At 61.0% G+C, this 18670-nt stretch carries 14 protein-coding genes and 1 pseudogene; 9 read left to right on the top strand and 6 right to left on the bottom strand.

Annotated features, from left to right (window positions below; genetic code table 11):
- Positions 1 to 2 precede the first annotated feature (2 nt).
- Positions 3 to 1205, top strand: a complete 1203-nt coding sequence (gene metK / locus EWR20_RS05335) for a methionine adenosyltransferase (protein WP_129359610.1) — start codon at positions 3 to 5, stop codon at positions 1203 to 1205.
- A gap of 2 nt (positions 1206 to 1207) precedes the next feature.
- Positions 1208 to 3370: a primosomal protein N' gene (locus tag EWR20_RS05340; RefSeq protein WP_129359611.1), complete on the top strand. Its 2163-nt coding sequence runs from the start codon at positions 1208 to 1210 to the stop codon at positions 3368 to 3370.
- Positions 3371 to 3388: 18 nt separating this feature from the next.
- Here EWR20_RS05340 and EWR20_RS05345 read toward each other — a convergent pair whose 3' ends face one another.
- Together EWR20_RS05345 and EWR20_RS05350 are read right to left on the bottom strand one after the other, a co-directional pair.
- Positions 3389 to 4489, bottom strand: a complete 1101-nt coding sequence (locus EWR20_RS05345; protein WP_129360122.1) for a glycosyltransferase family 4 protein — start codon at positions 4487 to 4489, stop codon at positions 3389 to 3391.
- A gap of 26 nt (positions 4490 to 4515) precedes the next feature.
- Complete coding sequence (locus EWR20_RS05350; protein WP_129359612.1) at positions 4516 to 5499, bottom strand: alpha/beta fold hydrolase; 984 nt, start codon at positions 5497 to 5499, stop codon at positions 4516 to 4518.
- Positions 5500 to 5615: 116 nt separating this feature from the next.
- On the opposite strand from EWR20_RS05350, the gene leuS reads away from it, so the two are divergent.
- The 5 genes and pseudogenes from leuS (at position 5616) to holA (ending at position 12837) form a co-directional block, all read left to right on the top strand.
- Positions 5616 to 8189, top strand: a complete 2574-nt coding sequence (gene leuS, locus EWR20_RS05355) for a leucine--tRNA ligase (protein ID WP_129359613.1) — start codon at positions 5616 to 5618, stop codon at positions 8187 to 8189.
- Positions 8190 to 8198: 9 nt separating this feature from the next.
- Positions 8199 to 9149: a DegV family protein gene (locus EWR20_RS05360; protein ID WP_129359614.1), complete on the top strand. Its 951-nt coding sequence runs from the start codon at positions 8199 to 8201 to the stop codon at positions 9147 to 9149.
- Positions 9150 to 9241: 92 nt separating this feature from the next.
- Positions 9242 to 10204, top strand: a complete 963-nt coding sequence (locus tag EWR20_RS05365; protein WP_129359615.1) for a ComEA family DNA-binding protein — start codon at positions 9242 to 9244, stop codon at positions 10202 to 10204.
- A 653-nt stretch (positions 10205 to 10857) separates the two neighbouring features.
- Positions 10858 to 11784: pseudogene (locus EWR20_RS12895) on the top strand (ComEC/Rec2 family competence protein).
- Positions 11785 to 11832: 48 nt separating this feature from the next.
- The gene (gene holA / locus EWR20_RS05380; RefSeq protein WP_129359618.1) at positions 11833 to 12837 is read left to right on the top strand and encodes a DNA polymerase III subunit delta; all 1005 of its coding nucleotides are present in this window, start codon (positions 11833 to 11835) and stop codon (positions 12835 to 12837) included.
- Between the two features lie 76 nt (positions 12838 to 12913).
- Here the strand turns inward: holA and rpsT are convergent, their stop codons facing one another.
- Both rpsT and EWR20_RS05390 read right to left on the bottom strand, forming a co-directional pair.
- Positions 12914 to 13177, bottom strand: coding sequence for a 30S ribosomal protein S20 (gene rpsT / locus EWR20_RS05385; protein ID WP_129359619.1), 264 nt, complete (start codon positions 13175 to 13177; stop codon positions 12914 to 12916).
- Positions 13178 to 13417: 240 nt separating this feature from the next.
- Positions 13418 to 14017: a type II toxin-antitoxin system PemK/MazF family toxin gene (locus EWR20_RS05390; protein WP_238147600.1), complete on the bottom strand. Its 600-nt coding sequence runs from the start codon at positions 14015 to 14017 to the stop codon at positions 13418 to 13420.
- A gap of 33 nt (positions 14018 to 14050) precedes the next feature.
- On the opposite strand from EWR20_RS05390, the gene lepA reads away from it, so the two are divergent.
- Positions 14051 to 15907 carry a translation elongation factor 4 gene (gene lepA / locus EWR20_RS05395; RefSeq protein ID WP_129359620.1) on the top strand — a complete coding sequence of 619 codons (1857 nt, stop codon included), beginning with the start codon at positions 14051 to 14053 and terminating at the stop codon, positions 15905 to 15907.
- Positions 15904 to 17130 (top strand): radical SAM family heme chaperone HemW, encoded by a 1227-nt coding sequence (gene hemW, locus EWR20_RS05400; protein WP_129359621.1) that lies wholly within the window; start codon positions 15904 to 15906, stop codon positions 17128 to 17130. The genes lepA and hemW overlap by 4 nt, the downstream gene beginning before the upstream one ends.
- Before the next feature lie 16 nt (positions 17131 to 17146).
- On the opposite strand, the gene EWR20_RS05405 is transcribed toward hemW, so the two are convergent.
- Together EWR20_RS05405 and EWR20_RS05410 are read right to left on the bottom strand one after the other, a co-directional pair.
- The gene (locus EWR20_RS05405) at positions 17147 to 17566 is read right to left on the bottom strand and encodes a DUF4870 domain-containing protein (protein ID WP_238147601.1); all 420 of its coding nucleotides are present in this window, start codon (positions 17564 to 17566) and stop codon (positions 17147 to 17149) included.
- 149 nt (positions 17567 to 17715) lie between these two features.
- On the bottom strand, positions 17716 to 18582 hold the full coding sequence (locus tag EWR20_RS05410) for a DUF3097 family protein (RefSeq protein ID WP_129359622.1): 867 nt from the start codon (positions 18580 to 18582) through the stop codon (positions 17716 to 17718).
- Between the last annotated feature and the right edge of the window lie 88 nt (positions 18583 to 18670).

Consider the following 18670-nt stretch of genomic DNA (forward strand, 5'->3'; position numbering starts at 1 on the left):
GCGTGACTTCCAACGATAATCAGCATCTCCGTCTCTTCACCTCAGAGTCCGTAACTGAGGGGCATCCCGACAAAATCTGTGACCAGATTTCCGATTCGATCCTTGATGCTCTGTTGACCGACGATCCAGCGGCGAATGTCGCTGTGGAGACCATGGTGACCACCGGGCAGGTTATGGTTGCCGGCGAGGTGACCACCACCGCCTACGTCGAAATCCCCAAGATCGTGCGAGACACCATTCTGGAAATCGGGTACGACTCGTCGACGCGTGGCTTCGACGGCGATTTCTGCGGAGTCTCCGTATCGATCGGTGAGCAGTCCCCGGACATCAACTCTGGCGTGTACACATCATTGGAGCAGCGCACCGGAGTCGCCGAAGACGCTCTGGATCTTCAGGGCGCCGGCGACCAGGGGCTCATGTTCGGCTATGCGACCAACGAGACGAAAGCTCTGATGCCCGCTCCGATCTGGATCGCGCACCGTCTGTCCGAGCGGCTCACCAAGGTCCGTAAGGACGGGGTTCTGCCCGGCCTCCGTCCTGACGGCAAAACCCAAGTCACGCTGGGTTATGACGGTCATACGCCCGTATCTGTGGATACGGTTGTGCTCTCGACTCAGCACGGCGAGAAGTACTCCCTGGACAGCCTCAAGGATGAGGTTCAGAGGTTCGTCATCGACCCTGTGCTCGAAGATCTCGATCTGGACACCAGCACGGCAGATTTCATCATCAACCCGGCAGGTCAGTTCGTTCAGGGCGGCCCTGTGGGCGACGCCGGATTGACCGGCCGCAAGATCATCGTGGACACCTACGGTGGAATGTCGCGCCACGGCGGGGGCGCCTTCTCGGGCAAGGACCCGTCCAAGGTGGACCGGTCCGCGGCCTATGCAATGCGCTGGATCGCCAAGAATGTGGTCGCGGCAGGGTTGGCTGACCGCGTCGAGGTCCAAGTTGCCTATGCCATAGGTCGGGCGCGTCCCGTCGGCCTATACGTCGAGACCTTCGGAACTCACCACGAGGACCCGGTCCGGATCGAGAAAGCGATCAATGAGGTCTTCGACTTGCGGCCTCTGGCCATCATCAACGACTTGGACCTGCGCCGTCCGATCTACGCCAAGACCGCCGCACACGGTCACTTCGGCCGTGACGAGCCGGAGTTCACATGGGAGAGAACCGACCGCGTCGATGCCCTGAGGTCTGCTCTGTAAATATGGAAAACCATCCGGACGGGGTCCTTCCGGGACTGGAAGGATGGGAGCAAGACACCAGAGCCAACGGTCGTGAAGTAGGCGGCGTCGTTCTGGCCACGGACCGGCCGGTCGCCCGCGTTGCGATCGACACTCGCGTCCCGCACCTGGACAGGCTCTTCGACTATTCGGTGCCATCCCATCTAAGCGACACTGCCGAACCCGGCACGCGGGTGCGCATCAAGTTCCACGGACGCGAGACCGTGGCCTGGCTCATCGAAAGGTGCCAGCAAAGCGATTCCCATGTTTCCCTCCAACCTCTCCGCGAGGTTGTCTCACCGGTCCGCGCGCTGGCCCCGGAGATATGGGAACTCATTCAAGCTGTCGCGAGCCGGTACGCGGGGCTGAACTCGGATGTTTTGCGCCTGGCGGTACCTCCCCGTGCAGTCCGGCCCGAGAAGAAATTCGAACGGGATGTTTTGGGCTTCGAACCACGGAAGAAGACCCCCCACGGCAGCGACGAGCAGAAACCGAATACGCATGTGTCCGTTCCGGCCGAGATCCCGGGACCCACCTGGGTGCCGGAAGGTGACGACGAGGTCGGCCATGGATGGGCCCTGTACGCCGGTGGGACCCGGATGCTAGAACAACTTGCTGAGCCTTCGGGCGATCCGGTTCGACGGGTTGTCGCGGTAGCACCTTCCGCGTCCCAAGACTGGGCCGCGCTGATGGCTCGGGCGTGCGCAGCCACTCTGTCCTCAGGGAAACGCGCCGTCGTCGTCGTGCCGGACAACCCCGCGCTCGACCGGTTGGAGAGTGCACTGAACCGGCTCGTGGATGCGGACAAGATCGCTCGCCTCAGCAACGGATCTGGGCTCATGGCTCGATACAGTTCATTCCTCAAGGCCCTGTCCGGCCAGGCCTGGGTGGTTATCGGTACCCGGTCTGCGGCATTCGCACCCGTTCCGGACCTCGGCCTTCTCGCTTGCTTCGACGACGGGGACGAGAACCTCGTCGAGCGTCAGGCCCCCTACTGCAATGCGCGAGACGTGCTCCTTCTGCGCGCACAGCTCCAGGAATGCTCGGCGATCTTCCTGGGCTACGCGGTCACGCCGGAAGGCGAGCGCCTGGTGCAGACGCGGTGGGCTCAGCCGGTGGCACCGAAGCGCGATGATCTCAGGTCGCACTCGCCGTTGATACGGGCGACCTCGGATTCGTTCACGCGGGAGCGGGATCCCATGGCGGCACTCGCCAGAATCCCGCATCTCGCGTATCAGGTCGCTCGGGAAGCCCTGAGTCACGGCCCTGTGCTGGTTCAGGTGGCACGCACCGGATACGCTCCTTCGCTGGCTTGCCAAAGGTGCAGGGCCTCCGCGCGTTGCCCGCACTGCATGGGCCCGCTGAGCCTGGACAAGGATTCACGTTCTCAGGCGGTGTGCCGGTGGTGCCACCGTGGTGTCTCCGAGTGGAGCTGTTCTGAATGCGGACACGATCAATGGCGGTTGACCACGGTGGGTGCTTTGCGCACCGCAGAAGAATTGGGCCGGGCTTTCCCACAGGTACCGGTGGTGAATTCGAGCGGAGAGAACGTCAAGGATTCGGTCAGCGACCAGCCGGCTCTGGTGGTGGCCACCCCGGGTGCTGAACCTCGGGCCGTCGGCGGGTACAGGGCCGCGCTGCTTTTGGACGGCGACCGAATGCTGGCCCGTGATTCACTTCGGGTCTCCGAACAGGTGCTCAGACGCTGGATGAACGCGTGTTCGTTGGTGACCTCTCGGGTCAACGGCGGCCAGGTGATCTGCACGGCCGAGGAGTCTTCGGCACTCGCGGCGTTAGTCCGGTGGGACCCTGCGGGATTTGCCGCTCGCGAGTTGTCGGAGCGCCACGACCTCGGTCTTCCGCCTGCGGTTCGGACGGCCGCTATTACGGGTCCGCGGATCGCGGTCGAGGAATTTGTCCGTGCCCTCGATCTGCCGACCGTGGGTACGCCCCCGGCCCTGCGTCTCATCGATCCTGTTCCGACGAGTGATGACGACGAGGACGATGAGTACCGGGCCATCATTTTCATGGCATACGGGGTCGCTTCACGGGTCACGGAACTGCTGAGGGGTACAAGAGCTGTGTTCTCCGCGTCCCGCAAATACGAATCTGTCCAGATTCGTTGCGACGCCCTCGACGTTTTCTGATGGCTTCCGGAACACCGGCTAGTGGTTTGTCAGGCGCGTCGCGAGATCGATGAGACGGCGGGCCGACATGTTCCAGCTGTATTGGGCGGCGTCGTCCAGGGAACCGGTAACGGCCGCACGATAGATCTCAGGATCCTCGAGCGCACGAACGGACTCGGCGAACTCGTGTTCGTTCGAAAAGTCGATGTGGTGCGCGTTGGGCGCGATTTCGCGAAAAATGGGAATGTCCGAGACGATGCGGGCTGTACCTTCTGCGGCCGCTTCGGCCACCGGTAGCCCGTACCCTTCGGCCGAGCTTGCCGTCACGAGTGCGGTACATGTGGTGAGCAGCTCCGAATATTCCTCATCGGAAACACCGTCGTGGAAAATGACGCGTGATTCCATCGGAACCAGGTTCTCGAGTTCGGCCCGCCGCCTGGGATCATAGCGGGACAAGAGGTGGAGCTCGTAATCGGGGAGGAGCTCCATGCCCCGTATCAGAAGGTCTACACCCTTGTAGGGCATCGCCGAGCCCATGTAGAGCAGCGTCTTGTGCCGCTTCTGGATCCTGGCGACGGCCTGTTCTTCCGTAGGCCGCATGCCTTCTGGCGGTGCGTTCGGTATGACGGTGACCGGTTTTCTCGTGAGAGCGTGTTCCTCGATGAGTCGGGCCGTGGTCTCACTAACGGTTGCGACGGCGTCGGCTCTATTGAGAAGCATCCGCTGCGGGACGTATGACCGGTGGAAGAGGCGCCATCCCCATCGGACGGGCGCAGGAAGGAACGCCGGTGGTTCCGGGTGATCGTAATAGATCAGGTCGTGCAGCGTCAGGATCAATCGGTATTTGCGTCCCCAGGAACCCATGGTCTGCATGGGGGAGAACACGACGTCCGGACGGTACCGGTTGACGGCCACCGCACTGAGCGGCTCGAGAGGACCGGTCGGGGAGAAGCCCCTCACATGGGGCAAGTCAGGCAGCTGAGTCAAGGCCGACTCGTCGCTGACGAGCATGGCCACGCGCAGCCCGGGGTATTCAGCGGATCCGGCGCAGCGAGCAAGACTATGCAGAAGGCTCGCGGTGTAACGGCTGATCCCGTCGTGGGTCGACCGAACGTAGCGGGCGTCGACGAGCAGCTTCACGCCGGTTCCTTCCCCGGACTCCTGGTTCATCGGCTGAATTCCTTCGCGTTCTCGGTTTGGCTGTCCTGGGCACCGACGGTTTCGAGCTCTTCGGCGAATCCGTCGATCATTGCGGCCGCCCTGCGGGGAGCCTCGTAGTGGATCAGATGCCCGACGTCGGGTATCACCTCAAGACGAGCGTTCCGGAATAGGGCCGCGAGTTTTTCCTGGCCCGGAATCGAGCCCAAGTCATCCTCCTCGGCCGCGACGAGCAAGGTCGGTACGGCTACGTCGCGGGCCGAGTCCAGGACCGTGTCCCGGATCGAGGACTCATAGGCTTCGAGGACGACCGCGCGGGAAGCGAAGCTGCCAAAATAGGCGTCGTGCTGCCCGTTGATGAAACGGCGAAGCGTGCGGTCAGGGGTTTTCATCATGAGCATCGAAGAAATACGAGTCACTACGGAAGAACGAACCAGTGCGTTGCCTAGCGGCTCGGGCAGTTCGGTGCACACTCGGTAAAAGAGAGAAGCCGCGAGGGACGGTATCTTGGCCGATGAGTCCAAAGCGGGCTCGCAGATGGGGTTGATCAGAGCGAGGCCCACAACGCGCGGGAGACCCAACGCCGCAACCTTGGCCGTCACGACGGAGCCGAAGGAATGCCCCACGAGGATCACCGGTCGATCGCCCCAGCGCGTGAGCAGGTCCGCAACCGCCAGCGCGTAGGCCTCGGCCGTATGTCTCCGGCTCGTGAGGGCTTCCGACCTGCCGAATCCGGGCAAATCGGGGACCACAACATCCCACCGCGCGGACAGCGCTTCCGCAATCAGCGCGAGCCCGTGGTGGTCTCCCCGGAAACCATGCACGAGGACCACAACGGGGTCGAATCGTCGTTGTTCCTGATCAGTCCGAGAATAGGTCCAATAGCGCATCCGGGCGTCGTCATGACGAAAGCTGTCCTCCCGTGGAAACCGGCCCCCAGCCGGAGCTTCCTCGAAAGCCGATGCGGAGGTTGTTGTCTCGGAACGGCGCACAATGGGCTCCTCGGGGTCGAAAAGGATAACCTCAGGTGAGGTTCGGGCAACCGATCTTCACCTTACAAGCGAATCAGGTCTCGACGCGTCAACGCGTTAGACTGAATGCATCCCTGATGAGATGTCCTAACGGGGGCGCGCCCTGGCCACGGACTGACACCACTCACAAGCGCAAAGGAAACACTGTGCCGCAAACGGTTGGAGAGAATCCCTCACGAGACGCTGCCGAGGAGAAATCCTACGATTTCGCCTCGATGGAGGCCACGTGGGCGGACTACTGGGAGCGTGAGAATGTCTTCGCTCCGCTCGACGACGGTTCGAAAGAGCGCAAATACGTTTTGGACATGTTCCCGTACCCGTCCGGGGATCTTCACATGGGTCACGCGGAAGCCTTCGCGATGGGCGACGTCGTCACGCGCTACTGGATGCAGAAAGGCTATGACGTTCTGCACCCCATCGGGTGGGACTCCTTCGGACTGCCTGCGGAGAACGCGGCGATCAAGAACAACACGCATCCCGCGGAGTGGACCTACAAGAACATCGAAACCCAGGCCGCGTCGTTCAAGAGGTACGGAATAGCCGTGGACTGGTCCCGGCGCCTGCACACCTCGGATCCCGAGTACTACCACTGGACGCAGTGGCTTTTCGAGCAGTTCTACAGCAAGGGCCTGGCGTACAGGAAGGACTCTCCCGTCAACTGGTGCCCCAAGGACCAAACCGTGTTGGCCAATGAACAGGTCATCAACGGCGCGTGCGAACGATGCGGAACCCAGGTCACCAAAAAATCCCTCAACCAGTGGTACTTCAAGATCACCGAGTACGCGCAGGAGCTCCTGGACGACATGGAGCAGTTGGAGGGCCACTGGCCCGATCGTGTTCTGGCCATGCAACGCAACTGGATCGGACGCTCGGAAGGCGCTCAGGTGCGTTTTTCGATCAAATCCTCCGGTGACAAGCCCGCCGACGAGCTCTCAGTTTTCACCACGCGTCCGGACACCCTCTATGGCAACACATTCTTCGTCGTGGCCGCGGATTCCCAACTCGCTTTGGACCTGGTCACCGAGGAGCACGCAGCGGCTCTGAATGCCTACCGTGAAGAGGTCAAGTCTTTCTCCGACATCGAGCGTCAGTCGAGCGATCGCCCGAAAACAGGCGTGTTCATCGGCCGGTACGCGATCAATCCGCTGACTCATGAGGAACTACCGATCTGGGCATCGGATTATGTCCTCGCCGATTACGGTACCGGTGCCATCATGGCCGTGCCGGCACATGATCAGCGGGACCTCGACTTCGCACGAACCTTCGACCTGCCGGTCCGGACCGTGGTGGACACGGGCGAAGCCGACCCGAACGAGACCGGAGAGGCCACCGGAGGCAGTGGCACCCTTGTCAACTCGGGTCCTTTGAATGGCTTGTCGAAGGAAGAAGCGATTTCTCGCGTGATCGAGCTGCTCGAAGCCGCGGGAGACGGTGAGGGGCAGACGATCTTCCGCCTCCGTGATTGGCTCCTGTCTCGTCAGCGGTTCTGGGGCGCCCCGATCCCGATCATTCATTGCCCGACATGCGGTGAAGTCCCCGTTCCCGAAGACCAGTTGCCGGTACGTCTGCCATCGGATCTCAAGGGCGAAGACCTTGCACCCAAAGGTCAGTCGCCTCTGGCGGCCGCGACCGATTGGGTCAATGTCGAGTGCCCGACCTGTTCCGGACCCGCCCAGCGCGACACCGACACGATGGACACTTTCGTGGATTCCTCGTGGTACTTCCTGCGCTTCGCCTCGCCGAACCTTGATACGGCGGCTTTCGACCCGGCAGAACTCCGCAAGTGGGAGCCTGTAGACCAGTACGTGGGCGGGGTCGAACACGCAATTCTGCACTTGTTGTATTCGCGGTTCTTCGTCAAGGTGATCAGGGACCTCGGGTATCTGGACTATGACGAGCCGTTCCGGGCGTTGCTGAACCAAGGGCAGGTTCTCAACCAGGGCAAAGCCATGTCCAAGTCCTTGGGCAACGGTGTCGACCTGGGCGAACAGCTCAACGAATACGGCGTCGACGCGGTCCGCACCACCATGGTTTTCGCCTCTCCGCCGGAGGACGACGTCGACTGGGCAGACGTTTCACCCTCTGGCGCCGGCAAATTCTTGGCCCGTGCGTGGCGGCTGGGACAGGATGTCTCTGCAGACACAGACGACGTTGCTCCAGGGGACGACGCCCTCCGACGAGTAACTCATAAAATAATTCGGGATGCCGAACAGGCTTTGGAGTCGCACAAATTCAATGTCGTCGTCGCCAAGACCATGGAATTGGTCAACGCGACGCGCAAGGCGATCGATTCCGGTCCCGGAGCCTCGGATCCCGCGGTTCTCGAGGCGACCGAAACAGTTGCTGTGCTGTTGTCCCTGTATGCCCCATATACCGCGGAAGATTTGTGGCACCAACTCGGTCATGAGACTCCGGTGCTGACCGCAGGGTGGCCGGAGGTCGATCCCGCGTTGCTCGTCGAGGACACCGTGACCGCAATCGTCCAGATCAAGGGCAAGGTGCGTGCGCGTCTGGAGGTGTCCAAGGACATCACCGCGGATGCGCTCGAGAAGCTCGCGCTCGCAGACGAGGCGGTCAACAAGCATCTGGCCGACGCACCGATTCGCAAGGTCATCGTTCGGCAGCCGAAACTCGTCAACATCGTGGTCTAAGGTTTTATCATGACGTTAGGACGCGAGCCCCGCACCCGAGTTGCCGTTGTAACGGACTCGGCGGCGGGGCTCGCCCCTTGTGTGACCAAGGAATGGATCCAGACCGGAGGTTTCGCCTGCATTTCATTGCCCTTGATGATCGGCGACCAGATTTACACGGACAGCGACGATCCCGGTGTCCAAGAGCGATTGGTCGTTGCGACGGCCGAAGGCCGGAGAATGACGACGTCGCGGCCTTCACCGGGTGCTTTTACTTCTGTTTACGAAAGCCTCGCGACCCAAGGGTACGAACATATCGTCTCGGTTCATCTCTCTGCCGAGCTCTCCGGAACCGTCGACTCCGCAAGGTCCAGCGCCCGGCAGGCCTCCGTTCCAGTATCGGTAATCGATTCTCGCAGTGCGGCGATGGGCCAAGGGTTCGCGGTCGCGGCGGCCCGCGATGCGGCGAGGGCCGGGGCCGCCCCGGCCGAAGTCGAGAAGGCAGCTCTTCACGCTTGCGACATTGCGCACATGCTTTTCTACGTCCCGAATCTCGATGCGCTGGCCAAAAGCGGGAGAATACCCAAAAGTCTGGCCGTCGTCGGGCAAATGTTCCAGATACGCCCTATTGCGACTATTGCCGAGGGCAAGCTCAAGTACTTGGAACGCCCGCGCCAAGAAGCGGCGGCCATCAAAAGGATGGTTGAGCTGGTCCTGGACGAGGCGGAGCGAACCATAGCCGAGGACACAAGGGTTTCGGGTCTGCCCTCTGGCCGGGCCGTCGTCGCGATCCAGGATTTTTACGGCCGACCTCTGGCCGAGCTGCTTTCCGAAAGGGTCCGGACCCGGTTCGGCGAAGCAGCTCAGGTGATGCGCTCGACCGTGCCCCCGGTTCTGGCGGTCCACGCAGGGCTCGGACCCGTATGCGCAGTGAGCGTTCCCTCCAGCTTAGTCCCGGGACTCTCGCCCACAGGGCGGTAAATCTCCCGCTCACGGTGGGGCCTTCCACAGTCCTCGCGTTTTCAACGTGATGAACCGAAGGCTGACGTGCTCTCAATCCGTACGATTTGCCCATGCAACACCATGAAGGGGCCGGAAAAAGGAACACATACGACGAAGGCGGTGCCGTCCTTCGACGTCGAACGCTCACAGCACGCCGCATAGGCTCCCCTGAAGCTCGGGAAAGACTCAACGCGATGATCGCTCGATCACGCGATCGTTTGAGCGCCGAGGGGGAGTTCGCTGAGGATGAGATCGGCTCGTCTGCTTTGGGCCCGGAGGTTACCAAAGCGGAGGTATCGGGCGCACACCGTGCTGCGCGGGTGCGGTTTTCTCCTTCGCCCCGAGCTCTTGCAGGTGTCCTAGTCCTGGCGGTTCTGGGAATCCTGGTTGCGCTGCTCGTCTTTCCTCGTGCTGGGGCACCTGGTGAGGTTTCGGTCATGGTTTCGGGAACGGCATCTCCTCTTGACCCGGACCGGATTTCCGCCGCCGGCGCAGATGGTCAGTTTTACAAGGAGCGGGCGGCCGATAACGAAGGCGACGCCAGCACAGACTCGGTCATGGTTCACGTGGTGGGTGCCGTCGCCCGGCCGGGTCTGGTCCGTGTGCCTCAGGGGTCCTTGACGAATGACGCTATCCAAGCCGCAGGCGGGCCTGCGCCGGACGCGGCCCTTGATTCTCTGAACCTCGCTGAGCCGGTCCGTACCGGACAGCAGATCAAGGTTTTGTCACGTGAGGAGGCGGAGCATCTGGCGAGTGGCACCGAGAGAGGCGCCGGTCCCGAGGCTGCTTCGGGGAGCCCGGGGGCGAACGGTTCCGCCGCGAAAAGTGGCCCGACCGCTTCGGGGAAGATCGACTTGAACCGTGCAACCGTCAACGATTTGCAGACGCTGCCCAAGGTCGGGCCGAAGCTTGCCCAGCGGATCGTGGATTGGAGGACCGAACACGGACCGTTCCGATCCACAACCGATCTCGACGCGGTGCCGGGTATAGGTCCTACATTGATGCAAGCTCTTGAACCGCTGGTGACTGTGTGAAGAGCGACTCGCATCTGGACCTTCGGTTGCTTCCAGCAGCCATTGCCGCATGGGCAACCGCCCTCTGGGCGGGAAGCCATTATCCGGTCCACGCCACGTGCAGCGTGGCGGTCTTGTGTGCCGGCTTGGTCTCCGGAGCGGGCGCCCACGTGCGCGAGAGAAGATGCCGACGGCGCGTAGGCCGGGTATCTGCGATTCTGGCCGGAACTGGCAGCGTCTGTCTGGCCGCAGGCTCGGTCCTCTGGTTCGCTGTTCCTCCGTCTCACGACATGAGCCGAATCTTGAGAGAAGCTGCCGAACGCGCTCTCGTGGTCCGTTGCGTGATCGTCCCGGTTTCCCAAGAACGTGTCGTGGAGACGAACTTCGCGAAGAGCCGGGTGAGCGAGGCAAACCTGGTGAAGATAGAAGGCCAGAACGGATTGGTACAGGGATCGGAAAAGGTCACGGTGTTCAGAAACGTGACGGATCGGAATTCTGAGAAGGAAAACCGTAGTTCCAGAGCCTCGCGGTCCGCGCAGGGCGTGATCGCTCGTATAGACATGGCGGACGATGGGCGATTCCAGCTCCGCATTCTTGCCGAGGATGGGCTGATACATGGCTACCCTCCTGAGGGCCATTCACCCAACGTGTGGGCTGGTCGGTTGCGGAAGGCAATGTCGGAACGTACCGAGAGGCTATTGCCTTCGGATGTCGCCGCCCTGACCACGGGTATGTCCTACGGGGACGATGCGGATCTTTCGGAGGGGTCTCGGCAGGCCCTCAGAACCGCAGGGCTGACTCATCTCACGGCCGTATCCGGCTCGAATGTAGGCCTCGTTTTCATGATGGGTATTCATATGGTCCGCTGGACCAAGTGTCCACGGAGTCTCACGATCCTTGCAGGTGTCGGCGCCGTGTGGGGATACGTGAACCTCGTGGGGCCGGACCCCTCGATTCTTCGGGCCGCGTCGATGGGAATCATCGGAGGGACCGCGATGATCCTCGGCAGAGCGGGCACGGCCAGTTCAGCATTGTGAGTCAGCATCGTGGGGCTGTTGTGTGCCGATCATCAGATGGCCACGGATGTCGGATTTGTGCTCTCCGTTCTCGCAACCGCAGGAATTCTCGTCCAAGGTCCGCCGTTGTCCCGTGTGTTTTCCGCTGTCTTGCCTCGCCTGATTGCAGATCTAGTGGCCATGACGATTGTCGCTACTTTGTGGTGCGCGCCCGTCCTCGTGTGGCTGTCCGGGTACTGGAGCTTATATACAGTGGTCGCGAATCTCGTCGTGGCACCTGTAGTCCCTGCAGCCACTTTGTGCGGGATCCTGGCGACAATCCTTCCCATGGTTCCGGTTCTTTCAGATTGTCTCGTGATGTGCGTGGGAATGGGGGCCTCGTGGATCGATACCGTAGCCAGGATGATCTCGTCCTGGCCTGTTTCCCGAATCCGGATCGGCACCGGCACGTTCGCCATAGCTTCATCCGTTGCTTTGAGTGTCTCTTGCGTCATCCTGACCTATCGCCTCGATCCGGCCCGGGGAACTAGTATGGAGGATGATCTGGGGGAGGTTCGCGCGCTTGCTTGTGAATCAACCTCGTGACTTTTCACCGACCGCATTGCACCATCGTTCGCCTCATGGAGAAACCCTGTGCCCCCACGTAGATCAGCCCGTGAACCCTCGGGTGGCCCCACTTGGCGTGATGTTGAGCCCGCGCCCGTCGTCCTGCTCTATGGGCCCGAAGAGTACTTCGCGTCCCAGGCCAGGCGGCGTCTGGTGATGGCGGTACGCGAAGGCCGCGGCGAGGTTGAGGTCCACGAGCTTTCCGGGAAGGACTACACGACCGGTTCTCTGGCTATGGCCACGAGTCCTTCGCTCTTCGGAGACGCCCGTGTCGTCGTGGTCAGCGAACTCGAGAAGATGAACGACGAGTTCCTCGCCGAGGCCATCCCGTACGTCGAGTCTCCCGACCCGGAGTCAGTCGTGATTCTCCACCATGGGGGAGGCAACCGAGGGAAGAGACTGATCGACGCTGTGAAGAAGTCTCGAGCCCCCATGGTCGAGTGCAAACCCCTCAAAACGGACCGGGACAAGACAGATTTCGTTTATCAGACTTTCCGGGCCGATCAGCGTCGCATCGAGCCCGATGCCGCCCGTATGCTGATTGCCGCGGCTGGCAGCGATGTCTCCGAGCTCGCCGCGGCCTGCCACCAGTTGGTCGCGGACGGGCCTCCTACGGTCACGGATCAAGTCGTGGAGAAGTACTACGGCGGAAGAGTGGAGGTGACTGCTTTTAAGGTTGCGGACGCCGCGGTCAGCGGTAACAGTGGTTTCGCCCTTCGGACCTTGAGACAGGCGCTGGATTCGGGCGTCGATCCGGTCCCATTGGTTGGAGCCATTGCCGCTCGTGTCCGCCACATAGCGCAGGTCCACGGCCGGAGGGAAAACTCGAATGCCCTGGCCAAATCGTTGGGATTGGCTCCATGGCAGATCGAGCAAGCACAACGCGACTCACGGCGATTCAGCTCGGAAGCACTGAGCCAAGTCATCCGGAGCCTCGCCGCGGCGGATGCCCAGGTCAAGGGTGAGGCCCAAGACCCGGTTTATGCCTTGGAACGGGCGGTCCTGACGCTGTCCACCGCGGGCTCCAGGTAGGCCAAACACCAGGTCAGACAAAACGAAAGGCCCCTCCGAATGGAGGGGCCTTTCGACTCACTTCTCTAGCTGCAGACTAAGACAGAGCGTTGACACGCTTGCTGAGACTCGACTTCTTGTTAGCAGCGTTGTTCTTGTGAAGAACTCCCTTGCTAACAGCCTTGTCGAACTTCTTGCCGACGAAGCGAAGAGCTTCTTGAGCCTCTTCCTTGTTGCCGGCTTCAACAGCAGCATTGACCTTGCGGACGGCGGTACGCAACTCCGACTTGTAAGCGTTGTTGCGTAGGCGCGCCTTCTCGTTAGTCAGGATGCGCTTCTTCTGAGACTTGATGTTAGCCACGTAAAAACTTTCTGTTTTGTCTAATAGGTCAGTGAGGGCAAACGAGCCGGATCTTGACTGAGCGGCGTGGGGATACCTATGGCAATCCGGCCCGCAGTGCCCGATGACCATCGGACACACAACTGTTGAGTTTATCAGAGCTGAATGACTCGGGCCAGGGCGGACACGTAATGAGCTAGGCCACGCATTGGCTTCCGTTCCAGGCGAGGACGATGTACATGGGGAAACCCGGAAAGCGTTTTATCGGCGGGAATTCACCGCGGAGACCACCAGCTCAAACGTCTGACGGTCCAGCGAAGCACCCTCCCGTCGCACGTTGTTCGGATCCACCTTAATGATGCGGTCGATCTTGATCTCCGACGGGCGTGACTGTGAATCCCACGGTCCGGAACCGATGTCCACGTATCTGTCATCGTGCTCATGAGCGTTGTTGTGGTCTATGCTGGTCAGCATCAAGCCCAAGAGCTCCTCGCCATCGCGGCCTACCAGAAGGACCGGACGGTCTTTGCCTTTTGAATAGTCTTCTTCGAACGGAACCCAAGTCCAAACTATTTCCCCGGGATCTGGCCGACCATTCGGATTCGGCGCGTAGTCAGCTTTTAACCGACCGCGATAGTCTCCCTTGTAACCCGATGCATTGCGCGGCGCGCGGTTCCCCGCGGAGCGGCCCGGTTGTGGTCTGCTTGAAGTATTCTGCGCTTTTCGAACCTGGCGAAAGACACGCCTTGTCAGCCGGAAAATGCGGTTGATCGTGTACCCATCGACATTCATGTCCACCAGCTTAGGGGAGAACTTCGCGCCCCACGCGAAAACGTGGGAAACTTGGTCATTGACCGGCACACGTGTGCGTACACCCAGGAAAGGAAGTCTTCCGTGGCACCTCAGGCGAGTCAGGCCCCACGGCCCGCCGCAACCGATCCGAGCATTCTTCGGAACTTTTGCATCATCGCCCACATCGACCACGGCAAGTCGACTCTCGCTGACCGTATGCTCCAGGCGACGGGGGTCGTCACGCCTCGTCAGATGAAGGCCCAGTACCTGGACAGAATGGACATCGAGCGTGAACGCGGAATTACCATCAAGTCCCAGGCCGTCCGAATGCCCTGGGAACTGGACGGGTCCTCCTACGCGCTCAATATGATCGATACGCCCGGACACGTCGACTTCACCTACGAGGTTTCTCGCTCCCTGGCAGCATGCGAAGGCGCATTGCTGCTGGTGGACGCGGCCCAGGGGATCGAGGCCCAAACATTGGCCAACCTGTACCTGGCCATGGAGAACGATCTCGTGATCATTCCGGTCCTGAACAAAATCGACTTGCCCGCAGCGCAACCTGACAAATACGCCGAGGAAATCGCGAACCTCATCGGCGGCCAGCCCGAGGACGTCCTGAGGGTCTCGGGCAAAACCGGAGAAGGCGTAGAGGAGCTTCTGGACAGAATCGTCCGTGAGATCCCGGCTCCTCAGGGTGATCCTGACGCTCCGGCACGTGCCATGATCTTCGACTCCGTGTACGACTCATACAGGGGAGTTGTCACCTACGTACGCGTTGTCGATGGCAAGCTTGCACCGCGCCAACGCATTGCGATGATGTCGACGGGCGCCGAACACGAACTCTTGGAAATTGGCGTGATTTCGCCCGAACCGAAGCCGACCGAAGGCCTCGGCGTCGGAGAGGTCGGTTACCTCATCACGGGCGTCAAGGACGTTCGCCAGTCGCGCGTCGGAGATACCGTCACGGACGGCCGGAAACCCGCACAAGAATCGCTCGGAGGGTACGAAGACCCCAAACCGATGGTCTTTTCGGGGCTGTTTCCCATCGACGGATCGGATTACCCGGTACTCCGTGACGCGCTGGACAAGCTCAAACTCAACGACGCCGCCCTCGTTTACGAGCCGGAGACCTCGGCCGCCCTGGGATTCGGCTTCCGCTGCGGGTTCCTAGGGCTCCTCCACCTGGAGATCATTCGGGAACGCTTGGAACGAGAGTTCAACCTGGACCTGATCTCCACGGCACCCAACGTCATCTACGATGTCGTCGCGGAAGACGGTTCCTACCTGCGTGTCACGAGCCCCAGCGAATTCCCCGAAGGGAAGCTGGAGACCATCGCGGAGCCCATGGTCGCGATCACGATCATTTCCCCGAGCGAGTTCGTCGGCGCCATCATGGAATTGTGTCAATCCAGGCGCGGACAGATCGGCGGAATGGACTATCTGTCACAGGAACGTGTGGAACTGCGCTACCGATTGCCCCTCGCCGAAATTGTGTTCGACTTCTTTGACCACCTCAAGTCTCGGACCCGTGGCTACGCTTCCCTGGACTGGAAGTTGGACGGTCAGCAGGAATCGGATCTGGTGAAGGTGGACATTCTTCTCCAAGGCGAGCGTGTTGACGCATTTTCGGCGATTACTCACCGGGACAAGGCCTATTCCTACGGCGTCTCCATGGCCTCAAAGCTCAAGGAACTCATTCCCAGGCAACAGTTCGAGGTTCCGATTCAGGCGGCCATCGGGTCGCGCATCATCGCCCGAGAAAACATCCGGGCCATCCGCAAGGACGTTTTGTCCAAGTGCTACGGCGGTGACATTTCCCGCAAACGGAAATTGCTGGAAAAGCAGAAGGAAGGCAAGAAACGCATGAAGACGATCGGTCGCGTGGAAGTGCCCCAAGAAGCCTTCGTCGCAGCCCTTAGCTCCTCCGATGAGGCCAAGGACAAACCGAAAAAGTGAGTCCTGCTCAGCCAACTGGCGATCCGGCCCCTCGCGACGGCCTCCTGCCGCCGTCCGTCCTGCGGCAAGCCGAAGGACGAACGTTGAGCCTCTACGTCCATGTGCCGTATTGTTCCGTCCGCTGTGGATACTGCGATTTCAATACCTATGCCAAAGAAGACTTCGGCGAAGGCGTGGGCCGCCTGACATATGCGAAAGACGCTCTGCGCGAGCTGCATTTTGCTCGCGAAGTTCTGCAGGCCTCGGGTGTGAAGAAGCGCCCTCTTCACTCCGTATTTTTCGGCGGGGGCACCCCAACGCGTATTCCGACTGACGATCTGGTTGAGATCCTCCGAACTGCCGTCGAGACGTTCGGTTTGGTACCTGGAGCCGAAGTCACTACGGAAGCGAATCCGGATTCGGTCGAGCGGGAAGACCTCGTTGCCCTCAAGCAAGCGGGTTTCACGCGAGTTTCCTTCGGGATGCAGTCGGCGGTTCCTCGTGTTCTCGAGGTCCTGGACCGAACCCATGAGCCGTCCAACGTGCCCAAGGTAGTTCGCTGGGCCCGTGAAATAGGCTTGGAAGTATCCGTGGATCTGATCTCGGGCGCCCCCGGAGAGACGCTCGAGGAATGGCAGACTTCCGTCAAATCCGCGATCAGCTACGAACCGGACCACATTTCCGCGTACTCCCTGATCGTTGAGCCTGGCACCAAGTTGGCGGCACAGATCGCCCGGGGCGTTTACACGGCAGTCGACGATGACCAACAAGCCGATATGTATCTCTTGGCCAGCCGCCTATTCGAAGAAGCCGGATACGGGTGGTACGAAGTGTCGAATTGGTCTCGAACCGTCGAAACACGCTCCAGTCACAACCTGGCCTATTGGCACAATCAGGACTGGTGGGGGATCGGCCCGGGAGCGCATTCCCACGTCAACGGGACGCGCTGGTGGAATGTGAAACACCCACTGCCTTACGCGCAACGAGTACGAGCCCAAGATTCACCGGCGGCGGCTCGGGAGATCCTCGACGACGACACTCGCTATATGGAAAACGTGATGTTGGCGGCGAGAATCCGCGACGGATTGCCGTTGTCGAGTTTGAGGCCAGACGGTCGTGAAAGAACGTCGTGGCTGGCAGATCAAGGACTCATCGACCAGGCAGCCCTCGACGACGGCACCGTACTTCTGACGCTCCAAGGACGTCTGCTGGGCGACGCGGTCGTGCGTGATCTGACGGCCTGAAAATAGTCGATGGCGTTCAGCGCCGCCGGCGGCGGGAGAACCAGTCGAAGGCGCGCGTGTTGTAGTGATACTGGTACGGATTGCCCCGGTTTACCTTGATGCCCGCAATGAGCGAGGAAACCGCCAGATAAACCCATACAGCCGCCGCGATCAGCCCAAATATCCAGCCGATCCCGGGAACGACCGAGAGCGCGACGCTCACCACGACAACCACCGACGGCAGCAATGTGAAATTCAAGGCCTCGCGAGCCTCTTGAGCGGTGAAGCGGCCACGTGCCCGCAAGGTTGCGTAGATGATAGCGGCCGGAACGCATCCTACGACACCGCCGAAGTGGGCCATCGTGGCCATCGAGCGATCGTCTTTGACGCTGAGAGGCTCCGGAGTCGCGGACACACCTTCGAACGGGGGTTTCTTATCGGTGGAAGTGGTCGTCAAAACCTCGCCTTTTCTTTCGGGCAGACATGAAAGCGTCAAGGACGCGATTCCAAATATTACCGATTAGTTGAGCCAAACGGGTACGTACTTACCGCCACATTGCCACGGATTGCGGTTCGGTGCCAAGGCTCTGGGGCTGGGGCAGTCGATTACGGGGCCCCGGGCGTCGCCGTCAGAAAATCGATGATGTGTTCAACCGGGCCCAGAATTCCCGGGTCCAAGCCCGCGTAGGTGGTGACGCTGGCAAGGATCTTCTTCCACGCCGCCGCACGCTGTGCAGGCGTTTCGTGAGGCCAACCGATTCTCTGGAGAATCCCGGTTTTCCAGTCTTCCCCGCGAGGAACCTGCGGCCATTCGCGGAGCCCCACGGCTTTCGGTTTCACGGACTCCCATACGTCCACATACGGATGACCGACAAACAATACGTTGCCTCGGGCACCCGGCACCTTCATGGCCTGCTCGGCAAGTCTTGATTCTTTGCTGCCCGTAACCAAATGGTCCGCGAGGATTCCCAACCTCCGCTCGGGACCGGGCTCGAATTCTCGAATGATTTCGGAGACATGGTCTAGGCCGTGCATGGGCTCGACAACGATACCCTCGATGCGCAGGTCATCTCCCCATACCTTCTCGATCAACTCCGCGTCGTGCAGACCTTCGACCAGCATTCGCGATGCCCGCGCTTTTCTTGCCTTGGCTCCCGGGACTGCGAGCGAACCCGAACGCGTGCGTTGCGGCTTCGATGGCGTTCGCGCACGGGGAGGCACGAGGCGCACGGGCTCGCCTTCGTACAAGAATCCATGCCCCAGAGGAAAAGCCCGGACAGCTCCGTGGCGGTCTTCGAGCCCGACCACGCGTTGGCCGCCGATCGACTGCAAGCTCACCGCCGCGCCTACCCAGCCGGATTGGACCTCCTCGATGACCATGTCCTTTCGGACTTCAAGGTCCCGGGGCTCAGGCGGCTGGTTACTCAATCCGGCGCTGCCCAGTTCCTGCGGGCCCCATCCGTAGCGATCCATGCAACTTCCTGTCCTGTGGTCCAAAAATTTCCAAGAGCGGGCGCGCGGCCCGTCGCCAATATAGCCTCTCCGCCGAGAGCTGAGCATC

Origin of the sequence: Rothia uropygioeca (genome assembly GCF_004136585.1) — a bacterium.
Classification (GTDB): domain Bacteria; phylum Actinomycetota; class Actinomycetes; order Actinomycetales; family Micrococcaceae; genus Rothia.